Genomic DNA, 19220 nt, shown 5'->3' with positions numbered 1-19220 from the left:
CAATACGCCGCACCGGACTCTCAAAAACGTTAAAAAGGTCGGCACCCCGCCCCGCAGAAAAACTGCAGAACAGAGCACCGACCCTTAGGGGCAAGAATATTAAATTCTCACACGATACGTGAGGGGTTTATGCGTCCTCAGGCAGGATGCGCACGCCACCCTTATCAGCCGAAGCAGCCAACATGCCGTACACCTTCAAGGCGTTCGATACGTGACGCTCACGCGGCTTGGTCGGACGCCACGGTGCGGCGCCCTTCGCCTCGCGGCGAGCAGCCAGCTCCTCATCCGAAACGTTCACACGCAGGATGCGGTTGTTCACGTCAATCTCAATCTCGTCGCCGGTCTGCACCAGGCCGATAGCGCCGCCAGCAGCAGCCTCCGGGGAGACGTGACCAATCGAAATACCCGAAGTACCACCGGAGAAACGACCGTCAGTAATCAGTGCACACTTCTTGCCCAGGCCCAGACCCTTCAGGTAGGAGGTCGGGTACAGCATTTCCTGCATGCCGGGGCCGCCCTTCGGGCCCTCGTACTGGATGACGACAACGTCGCCTTCCTTCACGTTCTTCGACAGGATCTCGTACACAGCCTCGTCCTGAGACTCGACCACGAAGGCGCGACCCTTGAAGTGGAACAGCTCCTCATCAATACCAGCGGACTTGATGATTGCGCCGTCCTGAGCGATGTTGCCGTACAGGACCGCCAGGCCGCCGTCCTTGGTGTACGCGTGCTCCACGGCGCGGATACAGCCGTTCTCAGCGTCAGTCTCGTGGGACTCGTACTTGTTCGCGGTGGAGAACGCGTGGGTGGTGCGCACGCCGCCGGGAGCTGCGAGGAACAGATCCTTCGCCTTCTCGCTCGCCTTGCCGCCGCGGATATCCCACTCGTCCAGCCACTCGTCCAGCGAGTCAGCGTGAACAGAATGAACGTTCTTGTGCAGCAGGCCGGCACGGTTCAGCTCACCCAGCAGGGCGGGGATACCACCGGCACGGTGCACGTGCTCAATGTGGTACTTAGTGGAGTTCGGGGCGACCTTCGCCAGGCAGGGAACCTGACGCGAAATACGGTCGATATCCTTCAGGGTGAAGTCAGCACCCGCTTCGTGAGCGATCGCCAGGGTGTGCAGCACGGTGTTGGTCGAACCGCCCATCGCCACATCCAGCGCCATAGCGTTCTCGAACGCCTCCTTGGTCGCAATGGAGCGGGGCAGAACCGACTCGTCATCCTGCTCGTAGTAGCGCTTAGCCAACTCAACGATGCGGCGGCCAGCATCCAGGAACAGCTCCTTACGAGCAACCTGAGTAGCCAGGGTGGTGCCGTTACCGGGCAGCGCCAGACCAATCGCCTCATTCAGGCAGTTCATGGAGTTCGCGGTGAACATACCCGCACACGAACCGCAGGTCGGGCACGCATTCTTCTCAACCTGAGCGAGCGCAGCGTCACTGACGCTATCGTCAACAGCCATCACCATGGCATCAATCAGGTCGAGGCGGTGCTCAACAATGCCCTCAATGCCCTCGCCGGACTCCATGGGGCCGCCAGAGACAAAGATGGTGGGGATGTTCAGGCGCATAGCCGCCAGAAGCATACCGGGGGTGATCTTGTCACAGTTAGAGATGCAGACCAGCGCGTCGGCACGGTGCGCGTTGACCATGTACTCGACCGAATCAGCGATCAGATCGCGGGAAGGCAGCGAGTAGAGCATACCGTCGTGGCCCATCGCAATACCGTCATCAACAGCGATGGTGTTAAATTCCTTGGCGACGCCGCCAGCCTCACGAATCGCGCCGGCGACCAGCTCACCCATGTCCTTCAGGTGCACGTGGCCGGGCACGAACTGGGTGAAAGAGTTCGCGATAGCGATAATAGGCTTGCCGAAGTCGTCATCGCCCATGCCGGTGGCACGCCACAGGGCGCGGGCACCAGCCATGTTACGGCCGTGAGTTGAAGTACGTGAACGCAGTTCTGGCATTGTTTTACCTTCCGTAGTGATGCAAGTACTGATTTTACGCGCGGCGTCCAACGCTCTTCAGCTCAGGGTCACTTTGGTTTCATACATCGAAACGCGCACGAGCCTGCAACCGCCTATCGGTGGGAGTGTTGAGGCCACGGGGTTGTGCCGGATCTGCGGCAGAATTGCCCCCTTTGGGGTAGACGGGGGACATCCCACCATTATGCCCCCTAATCTGGAATGAGCCCAGGTTGCGGGCGTCGATATTCAGTCGGCGAACGCACCGGGAGGCGGCGGGCTGCCGTGCCTGCCGCGTACGGGCCTCGCTGCGCATACGTAGCACCACACGTAGCACCGGTGCGGTTCGTTTCCAACGCACTGATTTATATACGCTGAACCCTGCTTACGTTTCAGAAGGTTTCCATGACACAGGCACCCACCGCATCGCTCACCCTCACGCCGGCAACCAGCCCGGCAACCACCCCGGCAGGCGGCAAGGATTTCGCGTCCTCCGTCATCTACCAGGTGTACCCCAAGTCCTTCTACTCCTCGGCGGGTGGCGCCTACGGCGACCTGCGCGGCGTCATCGAGAAGGTGCCCTACATTGCTTCCCTGGGCGTGGACATGGTGTGGTTCAACCCGTTCTTCGCCTCCCCGCAGAACGACAACGGCTACGACATCTCCGACTACTACGCCATCAACCCCGACCTGGGCACCATGAAGGACGTCGAAGAGATGATTGCCGCCCTCGCCGAGCACGGTGTGGGCGTCATGTTCGACATGGTGCTCAACCATGTTTCGACCGAGCACGAGTGGTTCCAGCGTGCGCTCGCCGGTGAGCGCGAGTACTGGGATTATTTCTATATTCGCCCCGGCAAATACACCGAGGACGGTCAGCTGCGCGAACCGACCAACTGGGAGTCGAAGTTCGGCGGCTCCTGCTGGTCCCGCTTTGGCGAGTACACGGATGAGCACGGCACTCCCCTGTTCTATATGCACCTGTACGACCGCACCCAGGCGGACGTGAACTGGTACAACCCGACTGTGCGCGACGAACTGTTTAAGGTCGTGAATTTCTGGTACGAGAAGGGTGTGCGCGGTTTCCGTTTTGACGTCATTAACGTCATCGGTAAGGACGAAGAGCTGCTCGACGCCCCCGAAGGCACCGTGGACAAGGCACAATACACCGACACCCCGATTGTGCACACCCGCATTCAGCAGCTGAACCGCGCCTCGTTCGGTCAGTATGATGGCACCGTGACCGTGGGCGAAATGTCCTCGACCAGCATCGAAAACTGCGTGGGCTACTCCAACCCGGCAAACCACGAGCTAGACATGGTGTTCAGCTTCCACCATCTGAAGGTGGACTACGAGAACGGCGAGAAGTGGTCGAAGGTGCCGTTCCGTTTTGCCGAGTTGAAGCAGATTCTGAACGATTGGGCACTGGGTATGCAGGCCGGCGGCGGCTGGAACGCGCTGTTCTGGAATAACCACGACCAGCCGCGCGCGCTGAACCGTTTTGGTGACGTTGAGCGTTACCGTGCCGAGTCGGCGACCATGCTGGCGACCGTGATTCACCTGCTGCGCGGCACCCCGTACGTGTACCAGGGCGAGGAAATCGGCATGGTTGACCCGGTCTACTCCTCGATCGAGCAGTACGCGGATGTGGAGGCGCACAACGCCTACGCGATGCTGCGTGAGCGCGGTCTGAGCGAGCAGCAGGCGCTGGAGATTGTGGCGTCGAAGGCTCGCGATAATTCGCGTGTGCCGATGCAGTGGACCGCGGATCCGGCGACTGCCGGTTTCGGTTCGGAGTCGCTGTGGCTGGCTCCCGCCCCGGTGCGTGATGCGGCGACCGGTGCCGGTATTTCGGTGGAGGATGAGGAACGCGACGGCGTGATTCTGCCCTACTACCGCAACCTGATTGCCCTGCGTAAGCAGTACCCGGTCATTTCTGTGGGTTCGTATGCGCCCTACGCGCTGGATCACGAGCGGGTGTTTGCGTACCTGCGTGAGCTGCCCGCTGAGACTAGTGCTGAGAACGGTAGCCCGGCGCAGCGCCTGCTGGTGCTGACGAACTTCTACGGTGAGCCGACCGAGGTTGAGGTTCCGGCTGAGTTTGTTCGTTCCGGTCGCGTGCTGGTGTGTAATTACAAGAATTCTGCGGTCGATTCTGCTGTATCTGATTCGGCTGAGACGGTGACGCTGAGTCTGCGTCCCTACGAGGCTCTGGCGCTGCTGATTGAGGGCTAAAAGCGGTTCCGCGCCTCTCCCCTAGCCTGTGGGGCAGGATGATATAAACCGACCTGGCAATATTCTATTTCTAGAATATTCCCAGGTCGGTCTTGTTTATACCCATTCCTGTAGAGGAATTTATACGGAATTGCAGGCGGATTCTTAGAAGCCGTGCTCGTTCAGCCAGGTAGCAGCCACCTGCGCGGGCTCCTGCTTAGAGGTACCCGAAACACGGTCATTGAGAGTGCGCAAATCAGCGGTAGTGAGCTTCGCCGAGACACGGTTCAGAACCTCCGCCGCAGAGTCGGGAACTCGCGACGTATTGATAATGGGCAGCACCTGCTGAGCCAGAATCATGTTCTTTGGATCCTCCAGCACCACCAGCTGATTCTGCTCAATTGCAGGGGTGGTCGAGTAGAGGTCAACCACCTGCACGGTGTCATCCAGCAGGGCCTTGACGGTCAGCGCGCCACCACCATCCGAGAGGGGCACAAACTCGGCGGGGACGCATCCGTACTTCTCTTTCAGACCCGGGATGCCGTAGGCACGCTCGGCGAACTCCGGGGCGGCACCGAGCTTCAGGTTCGTACAGCGGGAGGCGAGGTCTTCAAGGCTTCGCAGGCCGTACTTCTGGGCGGTCTGGGCGGTAACGACGAGCGAGTCCTTATCCTCCGCCTCGGAGGCGTTCAGGGCGCGGATTTCAGCCCCGGAGCCACCCGTGGTGAGGGTGCCGAGGGCGGCGGGTAGCGCCTGCAGAATCTCCTGCGCAGTGTTAGCTGTAGCCTTCGGGTCCAGGTAGAGCAGTAGGTTTCCGGAGTAGTCCGGGATAACGTCCACCGCACCGGAGGCGAGTGCCCCCAGGTACGCCTCGCGGGCGCCGATGCTCAGCTGGGTGCGGGCATTGAATCCCGCCCGGGCGAGGGCTCCGGCGTAGATTTCGGCGAGGATTTGGGATTCGGCGAAGGCTGCTGAGCCGACGATGATTCCTTCGTGTTCGCCGCTGAAGACTTTGTCGCCGCTGAGCCCGCAGGCGCTGAGAATACCCGCCATGCCGAACGCTCCGGCGGCGGTGAGGGCAGTGCGACGAGATACGGTACGGCGTGCGAAGGTTTGAGGCGTCTGATTCATCGGGTTCATGCCTTCTTCCGGTTGATGGTGAGCCCCGCGGGGGTGAGCGCACGCTGCACAAGGCCCATGAGCGCATCCACCGCGAAGGCGAGAAGCGCCACGAGCAGGGTTGCGACGAGCATACGCGGGTAATCGCGCACGGCGAGCCCGTCGAAAAGATACCTGCCGAGGGTTCCGCCGCTCAGGTAGGCGACGATGGTCGCGGTTGCGATGACCTGCACGAGTGCGGAGCGGAGCCCGCCGAGCATCATGTTGGCGGCGAGCGGGATTTCGAGGCGGGTCAGAATCTGCCATTCGGTCAGGCCTTGGGCGCGGGCTGCGTCCACGAGGTCTTCCGGCACGGCGGCGAGGCCTTCAAGAACTCCGGCGAGCAGGGGTGCCGCCGCAATAATAATGAGCACGATGAGGGCGGGCAGGGTTGAGACGCCCAGCCAGAGCGCCAGGATGGTGAGCAGACCGAGCGCGGGTAGCGCGCGGGTGGCGGCTACAGCGCTCATGAGCAGGTTGCTGTGGCGGCGATTAGCGCCGTCGGAGGGTCGGTGGTGGCCAGCCCAGAGGCCGAGGGGCACGACGATGAGTGCCGCGCAGGCAGTGGCGAGGGCGGTGACGCTCAGGTGTTCGAGCAGGCGCACGAGGATTCCGCCGTTTCCCTGCCAGTTGGCGCCGTCCATGAGGTAGGCGAAGGTTCGTTCTATGATGTTCACGGGTTATGCCTTCCTTTCGGGGCTGCGGCGGTTCGCAACCGTAGCCGCCTGCCAGGGCGTAAGTGCCCTTGTCAGAAGGATAAGGAGCAGGTCGAGGACCAGTGCCAGCAGCAGGCTAAGGATCACGCCAGCCAGGATCTCCGAAGGGATATTGCGCGCGAGGCCGTCGGTGAAGAGCGTGCCGAGCGAGGGCACACCGATGAGGGCACCCACGGACACCATCGCAATATTTGCCACGGTTGCCACGCGGATTCCCGCCATAATGACGGGCGTAGCGAGGGGCAGGTAGAGCTCCATCAGCGCCTGTCGGGGCGTGTATCCGAGGGCGCGTGCAGATTCGTGCACGCTATCGGGTACGGAGTCGAAGGCATCCACACCGGAGCGCACCATGAGCGAGAAGGAGTAGAGGCTCAGGGCGACGAGCACGTTCAGCGGGGAAATAATGGAGGTTCCCAGAATGAGCGGCATCAGCACGAACAGTGCGATCGAGGGGATGGTGTACAGCAGCGAGGAGAGGTGCATGAGGGTTCGCGCACCGATGCGGCGTTCGGAACCGCGGTCACGGCGACGGCTCGCGTAGTAGGCGACCGGCAGCGCGACGAGAGCACCAATCGCGACGGGCACGACGCCCTGGTAGAGGTGGCTGAGGGTCAGCTCGAGGATGCGCTGGCTATTGGTGGCGACCCACTCCCAGTGCATATCGCTTACGGCGAGAGGTGGTGCCGCGAGCACACCATTTCCTAGAAGACTCATTCGCTTTTCTCGCCTTCTGCCGCACCATTCTGCGCTTCTCGGGAGGCGGCAAGTCGGCGTGCACGCGCCTGGCGCACCGTCTGCTCATCCAGCAGGCCGGCAACGGAGCGACTCACGAAGGAGCGCACAAAATCATCGGCGGGGCTGTAGAGAATCTCTTCGGGAGTACCGAACTGTGCGAGGCGACCACCCTCCGCGAAGACGGCAATTGTATCGCCGAGCAGAAGCGCCTCGTCAATGTCGTGGGTGACGAACACAATCGTCTTGGCGAGTTGCCCCTGTAGGCGCAGCAGCTCTTTCTGCAGGTCGGTGCGCACCACCGGATCCACCGCGGAGAACGGCTCGTCCATCAGCAGGACGGGCGCATCGGCGGCGAGAGCACGCGCCACACCAACGCGCTGCACCTGACCGCCCGAAAGCTGGGAGGGGTAGCGCTTGGCGTACGAAGAATCCAGACCGACCACGTTGAGCAGTTCGAGGGCGCGCGCCTGCGCCTCCTTGCGGGAGGCGCCGAGCAGGCGCGGTACGGTGGCAATATTCTGCGCGACGGTGCGGTGCGGCATGAGCCCACCCTGCTGCATCACGTAGCCGATACCGCGGCGCAGCTCGTAGGGGTTCTTCTCGTGCACGTTCACGCCGTCAATGGTGATGGTGCCGCTATTGGGCTCCACCATGCGGTTAATCATGCGTAGACTAGTGGTTTTACCGCAGCCGGAGGGTCCGACGAACACGGTAATCTGCCCGGCGGGAATATGCAGGTTCAGGTTCTGCAGCACTGTGGTGGGTTCACCGGTTCGGCTCGGGTAGCTTTTGGTGATGTTCTCGAAGCGGATTCCGCCCGCCTGCGTGCTACCAGTGGCAGCATTTTTTGCCCACGGAATTTGGGGTGAGTCCTCTAGGCGTTGGTGGGTTGAATTTTGGGCGGCTGAATTTTGGGCAGTCATGGGTGCGTTGGTGCTTTCTGCAGTGGCTATAGGGCAGGTGCCTCTGTATACAATCTATATACAAAAAGGCGGCATCTGAGGGTTTTATTCCCAAGATGCCGCCTTTTCGACGGCTTTGCAGTATCTGCAACCGCAAAGTTTTTTAAAAACAAAACCCGCCCCACTGTAGAAGCCTGGAGGCGGATTTCGTGGCTCCGACCGGCGTCGATCCGGTGACCTTACGATTTTCAGTCGTACGCTCTACCAACTGAGCTACAGAGCCTTGCGTATTTACTTTTAGATACGCAATGACCGCGTCTTCGGATGAATAATCATCTGAACTTACGCGGCCAGAGCGACCCCGACGGGACTTGAACCCGCGACCTCCGCCGTGACAGGGCGGCGCGCTAACCAACTGCGCTACGGGGCCTTGTTGGAATCAACAGAAATAAACTCTATATCATCTAACTTGGCTTTGCAAATCGTGAGATTTGCAAGTACCCCCAACGGGATTTGAACCCGTGCTACCGCCGTGAAAGGGCGGCGTCCTAGGCCGCTAGACGATGGGGGCCTAGTCGATCGAACAGGTTCCGTTTTCTTCATCCCGTCGTTCGAACCTCCACTAGTCTATGACAGATTTGCGGAGGCGTGCAAACCGTTTTGTTCGATTTTACCCGATTTTGACCCCCATTTTCGACCATTTATAGCCTGGCACATATGTGTTTAAGCTTGTCAATGACGATTCAGAAAAACTTCAAAAAATTTTAAAATTTCTTCACAACACCCCATATCAGGAGCTTTTGGAGGGGTTTTAGCGACTTTTGGGTGCCTGCAGAGGCCTCGAGGAAGCCCTATTTTCTACTCTGGCTTCTAGAAATTTTCTTCAGAATCTTCCAAAATTTTGCTCCGAAGAGGGTTGAAGAGAGTCAAATGACCTGTAAACAGCTCTTCACAAGAGTTCCGAAAATCCGTTTTCCGCTCCCTCACTCACCTCACGGCAGCCCCAAAAGCCCCACAATATCTCTAAAAAAATTTCAATACTTTCTGGCGTCCCCCATATCTACCCCCACCCTATATAAGGGGCACAGATATAAGGTGCACAAGCAAGCACAGACCGGGCCACAAAACCGCAAGGGAGTGCGCGGCAAATTCTGTAGTGAATCCTGCGATGGATTCCGCGGTGCATCTTCGGTGAACTTGGCGGCGCATCCCTTCAGCAAGACTCGCCTCAACCTTCAAGCGACCCACAAAAATCTGCCGCGCAAAGCAACTACAGACCAGAATGCACGTAGATGCAAATATTCATTCTTGGGAATACAATAAACCGGCTTGTCAGACGCTTATTTTTCTCTCAGTGCAGATATCTACTCAATTATGACGACATAGAAATATAAAGATTTGATAAACCTCTAGCGATTGACAAGGAGAGATGAAAGCCGGCTGAAAATACCCCCTGAACTGGCTTGAAGCCCCCTCTTTGAGCACCGTACTATAGAGGGCGTGAGGTCACTTCCGGACCTTGCACGGGGCCACTTCCAGAGCCCCAGACGTAAAGTCACCGCACATTACAGCACCGATAAACCGCATAGAGATCCGAAGGGGGATCCAGTGTCCGCAACGATGAATCGCCGCACGGCATTCCGTACACTCGGCGTAGGCACCGCAACCATCGCTCTCGGTTGTGCAGCTGCACCCGCAGCGCAGGCGCAGCAGATGGCGCATCCGCAGAAGGCAATGACTGCCGACCAGCAGCTCAAGCTGATTCTGCGCCGCCTTGAGCAGGTACCTGCCCGTTTGAAGTATGCGAAGCCTGGATCCTCCAACCGCGTTAACAGCGGCATTGAGAGCGCACTGGGCAACCTGACCACCGTCCAGGGCACTGACGCAGGCCGTCAGATTGCAAGCGCTAAGGCCGCTGTTCGTAAGTCTGATGGACGCGCCCACGCAGCTCTCTCCCCCGTTGGTGTTATTGCCTGCGTTGTCAGTATTGCAAAGTTTGTCATTCAGCTGGGCATCGCCATTTACAAGCTTATTAAGGCACTCGTTAACGCCTTCAAGCAGTGGAAGACCTTCAAGAACATCGTGAAGGCCGTCATTTCTGGTGAAGCCCGCAAGAAGCTGGGTACTGAAACTGAAACCGTACTCAAGGCCATTTTGGGCATTGAAGACGTCCTCAAAAAGTGTGCATAGTCTACACACCGTACGGCTATGCGCTTGTTTAGAGAGCTAATCTTGGTGTTTCTTTAGCTTTCTAGACCCCGTTAAGGGATGCGCCGCACGTGGAGTCACTGCATGGGCTCGCTGCGCGTCCGGGTAGCCGGAGGGTATGTCCTCGAGTGTCTTCGGCACCTACCCAACCCACCCCGCATGACCTCATGGTGCGGGGTGGGTTTCTTTAACCGCTCTTTCGATAACTCTTCCGGGCGAGCACTTTCGGGGAGCCCTCCCCGTTACTCCCCCGCCTCTTTATATATAGACAAAAATCGACCCCGCACCGGTTCACGGTACGGGGTCGATTTCTATGCTCTACGTGCTCAACGTACGGATTACTCGCCGCGGGAGATGTTGATCATCGCGTCGCGGTCCACAACCTTCACGCGGGCGCGAGGCTCACCGGCTGCATCCTTGGATGCGGCGCCCAGTGCCTTCTCGTGGTCGTCCAGGCGGTGCCAGCCTTCCCAGGTGGTGTACTTGATGCCCTTGGAGTCCAGGTATGCGCTGAACGCCTCTGCCTCCGGCTCGGGTGCGGTGTAGAGGTTCTCGCGGTCCTCGAGCAGGTGGGTGATGGTTTCGAGTGCGTCAGACTTGGTGGAGCCGATCAGGCCGACGGGGCCGCGCTTAATCCAACCGGATGCGTACAGGCCGGGAACGACCTCGCCGTTCTCGTCCACGACGCGACCCTCAACGTTGGTGATGACGCCGCGCTTGTCGTCGTAACCGATTTCGGGCAGTTCGGAACCGAAGTAGCCGATTGCGCGGTAGACAGCCTGTACGGGGTAGTCCACGTACTCGCCGGTGCCGATGATGCCGCCGTTGCCGTCGAGCTTGTTGCGTTCCATGCGCAGGCCCACGACCTTGCCGTCTTCGCCGAGGATCTCGTGCGGGGACTGCAGGAAGTGCAGGTGCAGGCGGCGGGATGCGGTCTGCTCGTTGGTCTTCTGGTCTTCCAGCCAGCCGCGCAGGGTCTTCATCATGACCTTGGTCTGCGCGTTCTTCTCCATGGCTTCCTCCGAAGCCTCGTCGAACTGGAAGTCCTCTTCGTACAGGACGATGTCCACGTCGCGGGAGTGCGCGAGTTCGCGCAGCTCGAGCGGGGTGAACTTCATCTGTGCGGGGCCGCGGCGACCGAAGACGTGCACATCGGTCACGGGGGAAGCCTTCAGGCCCTCGTAGACGTTGTCGGGGATTTCGGTGACGAGCAGGTCGTCAGCGTGCTTGGAGAGGATGCGGGAGACGTCCAGGGCGACGTTGCCGTTACCGAGCACTGCAACCTGCTCAGCTTCGAGCGGCCAGGTGCGGGGGTAGTCGGGGTGGCCGTCGTACCAGGAGACGAAGTCTGCTGCGCCGTAGGAGCCGTCCAGGTCGATGCCCTTAATGTTCAGGGGTGCATCAAAAATCGCGCCGGTTGCGAAGATGATGGCGTCGTAGTGTTCGCGCAGGTCGGCGAGGGTCAGGTCCTTGCCGTATTCGACGTTGCCGAAGAAACGGATGTCGCCGCGGTCCAGGACCTTGTGCAGCGCGGTGATGATGCCCTTGATGCGGGGGTGATCCGGTGCCACACCGTAGCGGATCAGACCGAAGGGGGCGGGGTAGCGGTCGAAGATGTCGATGGCGACCTCGACGGCGCCGGTGCGGACCTCTTCAGACTTGGTGAGGATGTCGGCGGTGTAAATACCGGCGGGACCTGCACCAATAACGGCGACGCGCAGGGGGCGTGCTGCTTCAGACACGAAAATCTTCCTTTCGAAGTTCACCGTCCGGCGCCCGGTGCGGCGCGAACAGGCGGTGAGCTTAGTGTTCACTTCTTGCCTATTTTACCGGGGATTGACGGGTGTTCGGTGGCTTATATGTCTTCGCCCACTAAATAGGATAATTTTCTGTCACCTAATCCGGGCGGGGTCACCTAATTCAGGAGGGGTCGCCTAATCCGGGCAGGGCGGCGCATCCGACCCCGGGCACCTCCGCACGCAGCGGGCATAGAACTGCCCCGCCCTCCGAGGTGCAGGAGGGCGGGGCAGGGTAACGAAGACTAGGGGTCGGTTTTAGGCGGCGGGTACCGCCTCAAAGGTGACGACCAGTTCCTCGCGTTCACCGAAGCGGACCAGGTGGCGGTCCAGCACATCCGCCAGACCAGCAGCCAACTCGTCGCTTTCGGCGCGTACCTCCATGATGAGTGCACCGTCGGCTTCGCGCAGGTCACCGTAGCCGCGGAAAATGCCGTCCCGGTTGAAGGTGAGGCGCAGCCCGTCAGGCAGTTCTGCAGTGCCGAGCTTGCGGCCCATGTGCGAGCCGAGCTGCTTGATGTATCGGGCGGGGCGGTCGGTTGCTACGACGGCGCGCTGGCGTACCGGCAGGGATTCCGCGGCGGGGTAATTCTCAGCGGTGTTTTCTTGGGGAGTTTCAGTCACGGTGGGCTCCTTCTCATCTATGCCGAATTCTCATCTATGCCGAAAAAGGCTCACCACACGGAACCTGGCATCCGGCGACGCATGTTTCACCTCGAATATAGCAGAAACTTAGGGTCTACTAACCTAACAAACTATCATTGTTCGCGCAGGGGCGAGAGATAGTTACCGCTATTACGCCTCCCACAAAAGATCTCTGAACGAAAGCTGGGAATTTCCTGGATTAACGCTTAGAGAAACTTTAACCGTAGAATATTTCGGTAACAACAGTGTCACCTCCCCAACACACCGGGAAGTGACACTATTTTTATGCGGGCTCGGAACCCCGAGTCACGCCCCGACTATGAGTATCTACGGATTTTCACGAATGTCTTCTGAGAACACCGCGGCTCCCCAGAGCCCCAAGGCAGAGGCCAAGGGCGCACTGGACCGTTACTTCAAGATCACTGAGCGAGGCTCCACCATCGCCGCAGAATTCCGCGGCGGCCTCGCCACCTTCTTCGCGATGAGCTACATCGTCGTGCTGAACCCCCTCATCATCGGCCTCGGCAAGGACGCATCCGGCAACGCGCTCGGCGTACCGCAGGTCGCAGCAATGACCGCACTGGTCGCAGGCGTCATGACCATCCTCATGGGTGTCATCGCCAAGCAGCCTTTCGCCATGGCGGCAGGCCTCGGCGTGAACGCGCTGCTGGCAACCACCATCGCCTCCACCCCCGGACTGACCTGGCCCGCCATCATGGGCCTCGTCGTATGGGCTGGTGTGCTGATGACCATCCTCGTGCTGACCGGTTTCCGCACCGCAGTGTTCAACGCGGTCCCCGAATCGCTCAAGGTCGCAATCGTCGTCGGTATCGGCTTCTTCATTGCCTTCATCGGCCTCGTCAACGCGGGTATCATCCGCCGCATGCCCGACGCAGCAGGCACCACCGTGCCCGTCTCCTTCGGTGTCAGCGGTCACCTGCTCGGCTGGCCCACCCTCGTCTTCCTCTTCGGCCTGTTCCTCACCATTGCGCTGTTCATCCGCAACGTGAAGGGTGCAATCCTCTACGGCGTGCTCGCCTCCACTGCCCTCTCCATCATCCTGGAGAAGGTCGTGCCCTCCGGCAGCTCGCAGGCATCCCCCACCGGCTGGTCCCTGAACGTCCCCGTCTGGGACTCCAACACCAGCAAGCTGCCCAACTTCTCCCTGTTCGGCTCCGCTGACCTGTTCGGTGCCTTCGGCACCCTCGGCGGCATGGCAGCTGTTCTGCTGATCTTCACCATCCTCATCTCCGCGTTCTTCGACGCAATGGGCACCTCCGTCGGTCTCGCAACCGAAGCAGGCACCATCAAGGACGGCCAGATCGAGAACGTCGACAAGGTCCTGCTCGTGGACGCCCTCGGCTCCGTAGCCGGCGGTGGCACCTCCTCCTCCGCAAGCCAGATCTTCGTGGAGTCCGCAACCGGTATCGGCGCGGGCGCACGCACCGGCTTCGCGAACGTCGTCACCGGCGCACTGTTCCTCGTCGCGATCTTCCTGTCCCCGCTGGTCACCATTGTGCCCTTCGAAGCTGTTGCACCCGCAATGGTGTTCGTTGGCTTCCTGATGATTCGCCAGGCAGTGAACATCGACTGGAACGACTGGGGTCTGGGTATCCCCGCGTTCATGACCATCATCTTCATGCCGCTGGCATACTCCATCGCGGACGGTATCGGCGCAGGCTTCCTGTCCTACGTCTTCATCCGCCTGGTGCAGGGTCGCGGCAAGGAAGTTCACTGGCTCATGTACGTGGTTTCCGCAGTGTTCCTCATCTTCTTCGCTAACGGCCTGATTACCGGCTGGATGCACTAAATACATCAGGTGCCTCACCCTCCACATGTGGAGGCGCGGGCGCCATCAGGGCGGGGTATCGGCACCTTCGGGTTGCCGGTACCCCGCCCTGCGCTATTCTTCCCTCTGCCCCAACCACCGATTCTGGGTGCAGGGGTCGGGGAAACACCACAGCACCGACTGAACCGCCGCACACAACGCGTTTCAACGGCACAAGCTAGGAGGCGGCGCCTACAATGGTTGAACCATCGTGGCGCCCAACCCGGGATTTACCCGCGAGCCTAGCCCGTGAAATTTACCCGCGAGCTTCACCCGCGAAACCGGCGGCGCAACAGTACACACCGAACAACATCAACGGATCCTCACATGTCTGAACCCCAGAAGGCGGCAGCGCCCACCAGCGCACTCGACCGCTACTTCAAGATTTCCGAACGCGGCTCCTCCATCGCCGCAGAATTCCGCGGCGGCCTCGCCGCATTCTTCGCCATGAGCTACATCGTGGTGCTGAACCCCCTCGTCATCGGCCTCGGCAAGGACGCATCCGAACGCACCCTCGGTATCGCACCCGTCGCGGCTGTGACCGCGCTGGTTGCCGGCGTGATGACCATCCTCATGGGTGTTATCGCCAAGCAGCCCTTCGCCATGGCGGCTGGCCTGGGCGTGAATGCGCTGCTCGCCTCCACCATTGCCACCACCCCGAACCTGACCTGGGCAGACATCATGGGCCTGGTCGTTCTTGCCGGTCTGATCATGACCGTTCTGGTGCTCACCGGCTTCCGTACCGCGGTGTTTGAGGCGGTCCCCGAGTCGCTCAAGACCGCGATTGTGGTCGGTATCGGCTTCTTTATTTCCTTTATCGGTCTGGTCGACTCCGGCATTATCCGCCGCATGCCTGACGCAGCTGGCACCACCGTTCCGGTGAGCCTCGGCGCGGGCGGTCACCTGCTCGGCTGGCCCACCCTCGTCTTCCTCTTCGGCCTGTTCTTCACCATCGCCCTGTTCATCCGTAACGTGAAGGGTGCGATCCTGTGGGGCGTGCTCGCCTCCACCGCACTGTCCCTGATTCTGGAGGCGGTTGTCCCCTCCGGTTCCGTGAAGGAGTCGGCAACCGGCTGGTCGCTGAACGTGCCTTCCCTGGCGGACATGAAGTTCACCACCCCGAACTTCTCCCTCATCGGTTCCGCTGACCTGTTCGGCGCATTCACCCACATCGGTCCGCTGGCTGCTTCGCTGCTGGTGTTCACCATTCTGCTGTCCGTGTTCTTCGACGCGATGGGCGTTTCGGTTGGTCTTGCCGCTGAGGCTGGCACCATGAAGGACGGCAAGGTTGAGGACATCGACAAGGTCCTGCTCGTGGACGCTTTCGGTTCCGTTATCGGTGGTGGCGCGTCCGGTTCGGCGAACCAGATTTTCGTGGAATCCGCTACCGGTATTGGTGCGGGTGCACGCACCGGCTTTGCGAACATTGTGACCGGTGTGCTGTTCCTGCTGGCGATTTTCATTTCGCCGCTGGTCACCATCGTTCCTTTCGAGGCGGTTGCTCCGGCGCTGGTCGTGGTCGGCTTCCTGATGATTCGCCAGGCCGTGAATATTGACTGGACCGACTGGGGTCTGGGTATTCCGGCGTTCTTGACCATTATTTTCATGCCGCTGTCGTACTCGATTGCGAACGGTATTGGTGCAGGCTTCGTGGCGTACACTTTCATTCGCCTGGTGCAGGGCCGCGGTAAGGACGTGCACTGGCTGATGTACCTGGTCTCCGCGGTGTTCGTGATCTACTTCGGTATGGGCATCATTAACGGCTGGACTAGCTAAGTCCAACAGTCTACATATTTGCTGAGGGCAGGTTCCTGATGCGGCTGAGAATGTAAGTTTTCAAGCTGCCGAGGGGCCTGCCTTTGGCGTATCTGGTTCGCTCGTGTAGGTTCCTTATCGCTTCCGGGTGCGAGAGAATCATGGCAGAATCATTCCGTTTTCGGTATGATTCTGCCATGATGTCCGTTCAAGAGTATGCTCAAGAAGCTAAGGTTTCAGAGCGAAGCGTGCGTGCCCGCTTGGAACGTGGAATGCTCCAAGGTCGTAAATTGGGAAGCCGTTGGGTTGTCGACGCTCTTCCCGCTGCGCACCGCAGTAATGCTGGCCGCCCTATTTCCTTCGATGCATTCAACGCTTTGGCGCGTTACTGCGATGGCCAGTCATCTGTTCTATCTGCTGAGGAACGCCGCAGGGCAAAAGAACGCGCCTCAGCAATTCAGGTGCAAGGACCTGCGTCTGTTGAGCGATACCGAGCCCGCCGCGGTCTGAAAGTACATCATCTGCAGGCTCCTCCCGCTGAGATTCCTGCGATTTTGGAAGACTCTGCATTGTCGCTTACCGGCATTAGTAGCGATATTTCTCAGGTGTACGGCTCAATGGTTGATGCATATGTTTCAAGCCAGGATTTAGAGAACATTATTTTTCTGTACAATCTGCTTCCGGCGTCTGTAGATTCGGCGAACATTATCTTGCGTGAATGCGATGAGCCGCCCCATATTCTGCCCTTGCATGTGGCGGTAGATCTTCTAGATTTGGGGGATCCGCGAAGCTCCGCTGAGGCAGAGCGCATTCTTCAAGATTCTGTTTTCAAGAAAGTGTCTTAGTCATGACCGCATCCCCTATTTTGATTCCTGCTATCGGGGCAGAGCGTGCCTCTTGGCTTGGTCTGGCTGATATCTCAGACTGACTTTGAAAATCTTCTAAAAGACAGAAGCTAACTAAAACAAGGAATGGCAGAATCGTTCCGGTTTCGGAATGATTCTGCCATTTCTTCTATGCCCGCACTCTGCACGAGACAGGGGCGGCGAGAGCTAGAGTTAGCGGACGTCGCCGTCCACGTAGAACCAGGCACCGCCCACCTTCTCAAAGCGCGACAGCTCATGCATGCTGCCCTTCACCCGATCCTCCGCAGGAACGCCCGGCACCGAACGGTAATACGCAACGAACTCCACCGTACCGGACGCATCAAACGGGCCACCCGAAGCACCCAGAATATCCAGGCGATACCAGCGGATATCATCCTCCAACTCCAAGGCGGCCGGGCGAGTACTCGGATGCCAGCTCGCCAGCAGGTACGCCGCATCCCCGGTCGCAAACGCGGTAAAACGCGAGCGCATCAGCTGCTCCGGCGCGGGAGCAGTCAGCGTGCCGGAGGCGGCAAACTCGCCCAGGAACCTGCCGCAGCAGGCGCCGTACACCTCGCCGCTCGAGCAGGGGCAGCGGTCATCATGGTTAAGTTCAGTCATGCCACCCAGTATAGAGAAAGCACAGCGCAAAGAAACGCCCGCTCTGCCGGGGGTACAAATCCTCCAGCAGAACGGGCGTTCTTGTTTTCAATCGTTAAGTTTGAGCGAACCTACACGGCACGCTTCAGCGGCAACGCTTATTCAGCGATTGCGCGAGCCGGGGTGTCAGCAGCCGAAGGCTTGCCCACGTATGCGCCGCGGTACTTAGCAGCCGGGTGGCTGTCAGCAACCTTGGTGTGGCCCTTACCGAAGATGTTCTCACGCAGGGTGTTGCCCTCGTACTCGGTGCGGTAGCGGCCGCGCTTCTGCAGCTCGGGAACAACGTACTCGATGAAGTCCTCGAAGGAACCCGGGGTGACGTGGTACGCCAGGTTGATGCCGTCCAGGCCGCCCTCATCGATCCAACGCTCCAGCTCGTCAGCAACCTGAACCGGGTCACCAACAATGACCTCACCCATGCCGCCGAGGGTGGTGTGCTCAGCGATGTCCTTGCGGGTCCACTTCTTGTCCTTCGCCTGCAGGGTGAAGGGGGTCAGGAAGGACTGAATCGACTCGGTCTGCACGTAGTTCAGGACCTCGTCCTCGTCGAACTGGGACAGGTCAACACCGGACCAGCCGCCGACAATAGCCTGTGCAGAGTCGAGGTTGATGTACTTCTTGTAATCCTCGTACTTTGCCTTTGCCTTCTCTTCGGTCTCATCCACGATGACGGAGAGCATTGCGAGGATCTTGACGTCGTCGCGGCTACGGCCCTGCTCCTCTGCAGCGGCGCGAATACGGTCGGTCACAACGCGGGTCAGGTCCGGGCGCAGGGCGCTGATGAACACAGCCTCAGCGTGCTTGCCGGAGAACTGCTGGCCGCGGCTGGATGCGCCAGCCTGGAAGATCACGGGGGTGCGCTGCGGGCTCGGCTCAGTCAGGGAGATACCGGGCACGGAGAAGTACTTGCCCTTGTGGCCAATCGGGTGGACCTTGGAGGGGTCAGCGTAGATGCCGCGCTCGCGGTCCTTGATGACTGCGCCGTCTTCCCAGGAGCCTTCCCACAGCTTGTAGCAGACGTCCAGGAACTCGTCGGCGATTTCGTAGCGCTCGTCGTGCGGAATCTGGGTGGGCAGGCCCTGGTTCTCAGCAGCCGAAGGCAGGTAAGAGGTCACAACGTTGAAGCCGACGCGGCCCTCGGTGAGGTGGTCGAGGGAGGCGTAGCGGCGAGCCAGAGTGTAGGGCTGCTCGAAAGTAGCGGCAGCAGTCACGCCGAAGCCGAGGTGCTCGGTCACTGCAGCCATTGCAGAAATCTGGGTTGCGGGATCGTTCACGGGAACCTGAGCGGCACCCTCAATGGCGGGAGCGGCAGAGTTCTTGTACACGTCGTAGATGCCGACCACGTCAGCGATGAACACGGCGTCAAACAGGCCGCGCTCAAGGGTCTTAGCCAGGTCAGTCCAGTACTTGATGGTGTTGTACTCGGTTGCACGGGAACTCGGGTGACGCCAGAGGTCGAAGCTCTGGTGACCAATGCAGGTCATTTCGAATGCGTTAACTACGATGCGCTTCTTCTGCTCAGCCATCGATTTTCCTTTCGCGAATAATCGGGGACGATTGGGTTAGTGCCCTGCACCCCGCGCGCCGCCCCCTTCTTGCCTTCTGCGTTCGGTGGTGGCCTTCGTGCAGGTGGCGCGTTCGCGCCGTACTTGCCTCTTTCCGTTGAGGCCAGATCATCATCTGGGGCACCCCGCTACGGGAGAGGGTTGCCGCCCGGCTAGCCAGAGCTTAGCGCCGGGACTCATGATCTCGTGGTTTGAGTGTACGG

General features: G+C 59.9%; 14 protein-coding genes, 3 tRNA genes and 1 riboswitch. Of the genes, 5 read left to right on the top strand and 12 right to left on the bottom strand.

Annotated elements, in window-relative coordinates; translation table 11 throughout:
* Positions 1-127 precede the first annotated feature (127 nt).
* Positions 128-1972, bottom strand: coding sequence for a dihydroxy-acid dehydratase (gene ilvD / locus HMPREF2884_RS03040; RefSeq protein WP_049340243.1), 1845 nt, complete (start codon positions 1970-1972; stop codon positions 128-130).
* 402 nt (positions 1973-2374) lie between these two features.
* Here ilvD and HMPREF2884_RS03035 point away from each other — a divergent pair, with 402 nt between their 5' ends.
* Positions 2375-4204 carry an alpha,alpha-phosphotrehalase gene (locus HMPREF2884_RS03035; RefSeq protein ID WP_070615526.1) on the top strand — a complete coding sequence of 610 codons (1830 nt, stop codon included), beginning with the start codon at positions 2375-2377 and terminating at the stop codon, positions 4202-4204.
* A gap of 144 nt (positions 4205-4348) precedes the next feature.
* Here the strand turns inward: HMPREF2884_RS03035 and HMPREF2884_RS03030 are convergent, their stop codons facing one another.
* The 7 genes from HMPREF2884_RS03030 to HMPREF2884_RS03000 all read right to left on the bottom strand — a co-directional run bounded on the left by HMPREF2884_RS03030 (position 4349) and on the right by HMPREF2884_RS03000 (position 8265).
* Complete coding sequence (locus tag HMPREF2884_RS03030; RefSeq protein ID WP_070615678.1) at positions 4349-5314, bottom strand: ABC transporter substrate-binding protein; 966 nt, start codon at positions 5312-5314, stop codon at positions 4349-4351.
* A gap of 5 nt (positions 5315-5319) precedes the next feature.
* The gene (locus HMPREF2884_RS03025) at positions 5320-6018 is read right to left on the bottom strand and encodes an ABC transporter permease (protein ID WP_070615523.1); all 699 of its coding nucleotides are present in this window, start codon (positions 6016-6018) and stop codon (positions 5320-5322) included.
* Between the two features lie 3 nt (positions 6019-6021).
* Positions 6022-6771 carry an ABC transporter permease gene (locus tag HMPREF2884_RS03020; RefSeq protein ID WP_070615520.1) on the bottom strand — a complete coding sequence of 250 codons (750 nt, stop codon included), beginning with the start codon at positions 6769-6771 and terminating at the stop codon, positions 6022-6024.
* The gene (locus tag HMPREF2884_RS03015; RefSeq protein WP_305793935.1) at positions 6768-7547 is read right to left on the bottom strand and encodes an ABC transporter ATP-binding protein; all 780 of its coding nucleotides are present in this window, start codon (positions 7545-7547) and stop codon (positions 6768-6770) included. Before HMPREF2884_RS03015 ends, HMPREF2884_RS03020 begins: the two co-directional genes overlap by 4 nt.
* Positions 7548-7904: 357 nt before the next feature.
* Positions 7905-7977: transfer RNA gene (locus HMPREF2884_RS03010), tRNA-Phe, on the bottom strand.
* Positions 7978-8050: 73 nt separating this feature from the next.
* Positions 8051-8124 (bottom strand) — tRNA-Asp (locus HMPREF2884_RS03005).
* A gap of 68 nt (positions 8125-8192) precedes the next feature.
* A tRNA-Glu gene (locus tag HMPREF2884_RS03000) sits at positions 8193-8265 on the bottom strand.
* Between the two features lie 1037 nt (positions 8266-9302).
* Here HMPREF2884_RS03000 and HMPREF2884_RS02995 point away from each other — a divergent pair.
* Positions 9303-9884: a hypothetical protein gene (locus HMPREF2884_RS02995; protein WP_070615514.1), complete on the top strand. Its 582-nt coding sequence runs from the start codon at positions 9303-9305 to the stop codon at positions 9882-9884.
* Positions 9885-10240: 356 nt separating this feature from the next.
* Here HMPREF2884_RS02995 and HMPREF2884_RS02990 read toward each other — a convergent pair whose 3' ends face one another.
* A complete protein-coding gene (locus HMPREF2884_RS02990; RefSeq protein ID WP_070615509.1) occupies positions 10241-11644 on the bottom strand; it encodes an FAD-dependent oxidoreductase in 1404 nt (467 codons plus the stop codon).
* 312 nt (positions 11645-11956) lie between these two features.
* Entirely contained in the window at positions 11957-12322 is a 366-nt protein-coding gene (locus HMPREF2884_RS02985) for a DUF2218 domain-containing protein (protein WP_070615506.1), read from the bottom strand.
* Positions 12323-12686: 364 nt separating this feature from the next.
* Between HMPREF2884_RS02985 and HMPREF2884_RS02980 the strand changes: the two genes are divergently transcribed.
* The 3 genes from HMPREF2884_RS02980 to HMPREF2884_RS08995 all read left to right on the top strand — a co-directional run bounded on the left by HMPREF2884_RS02980 (position 12687) and on the right by HMPREF2884_RS08995 (position 16771).
* Positions 12687-14153 (top strand): NCS2 family permease, encoded by a 1467-nt coding sequence (locus HMPREF2884_RS02980; RefSeq protein ID WP_070615504.1) that lies wholly within the window; start codon positions 12687-12689, stop codon positions 14151-14153.
* 345 nt (positions 14154-14498) lie between these two features.
* Positions 14499-15947, top strand: a complete 1449-nt coding sequence (locus tag HMPREF2884_RS02975) for an NCS2 family permease (protein ID WP_070615500.1) — start codon at positions 14499-14501, stop codon at positions 15945-15947.
* Between the two features lie 140 nt (positions 15948-16087).
* On the top strand, positions 16088-16771 hold the full coding sequence (locus HMPREF2884_RS08995; protein WP_070818976.1) for a hypothetical protein: 684 nt from the start codon (positions 16088-16090) through the stop codon (positions 16769-16771).
* A 213-nt stretch (positions 16772-16984) separates the two neighbouring features.
* Here HMPREF2884_RS08995 and HMPREF2884_RS02965 read toward each other — a convergent pair whose 3' ends face one another.
* Both HMPREF2884_RS02965 and HMPREF2884_RS02960 read right to left on the bottom strand, forming a co-directional pair.
* Positions 16985-17413: a YchJ family protein gene (locus tag HMPREF2884_RS02965; RefSeq protein ID WP_070615495.1), complete on the bottom strand. Its 429-nt coding sequence runs from the start codon at positions 17411-17413 to the stop codon at positions 16985-16987.
* Positions 17414-17550: 137 nt separating this feature from the next.
* On the bottom strand, positions 17551-18978 hold the full coding sequence (locus HMPREF2884_RS02960; protein WP_070615492.1) for an LLM class flavin-dependent oxidoreductase: 1428 nt from the start codon (positions 18976-18978) through the stop codon (positions 17551-17553).
* A gap of 114 nt (positions 18979-19092) precedes the next feature.
* Positions 19093-19201: riboswitch (SAM riboswitch) on the bottom strand.
* Between the last annotated feature and the right edge of the window lie 19 nt (positions 19202-19220).

Origin of the sequence: Rothia sp. HMSC073B08 (assembly GCF_001812975.1) — a bacterium.
GTDB classification, from domain to species: Bacteria; Actinomycetota; Actinomycetes; order Actinomycetales; family Micrococcaceae; genus Rothia; species Rothia mucilaginosa.
The sequence above is the reverse complement of the archived record's forward strand: the minus strand, read 5'-3'. Positions and strand labels throughout refer to the sequence as shown.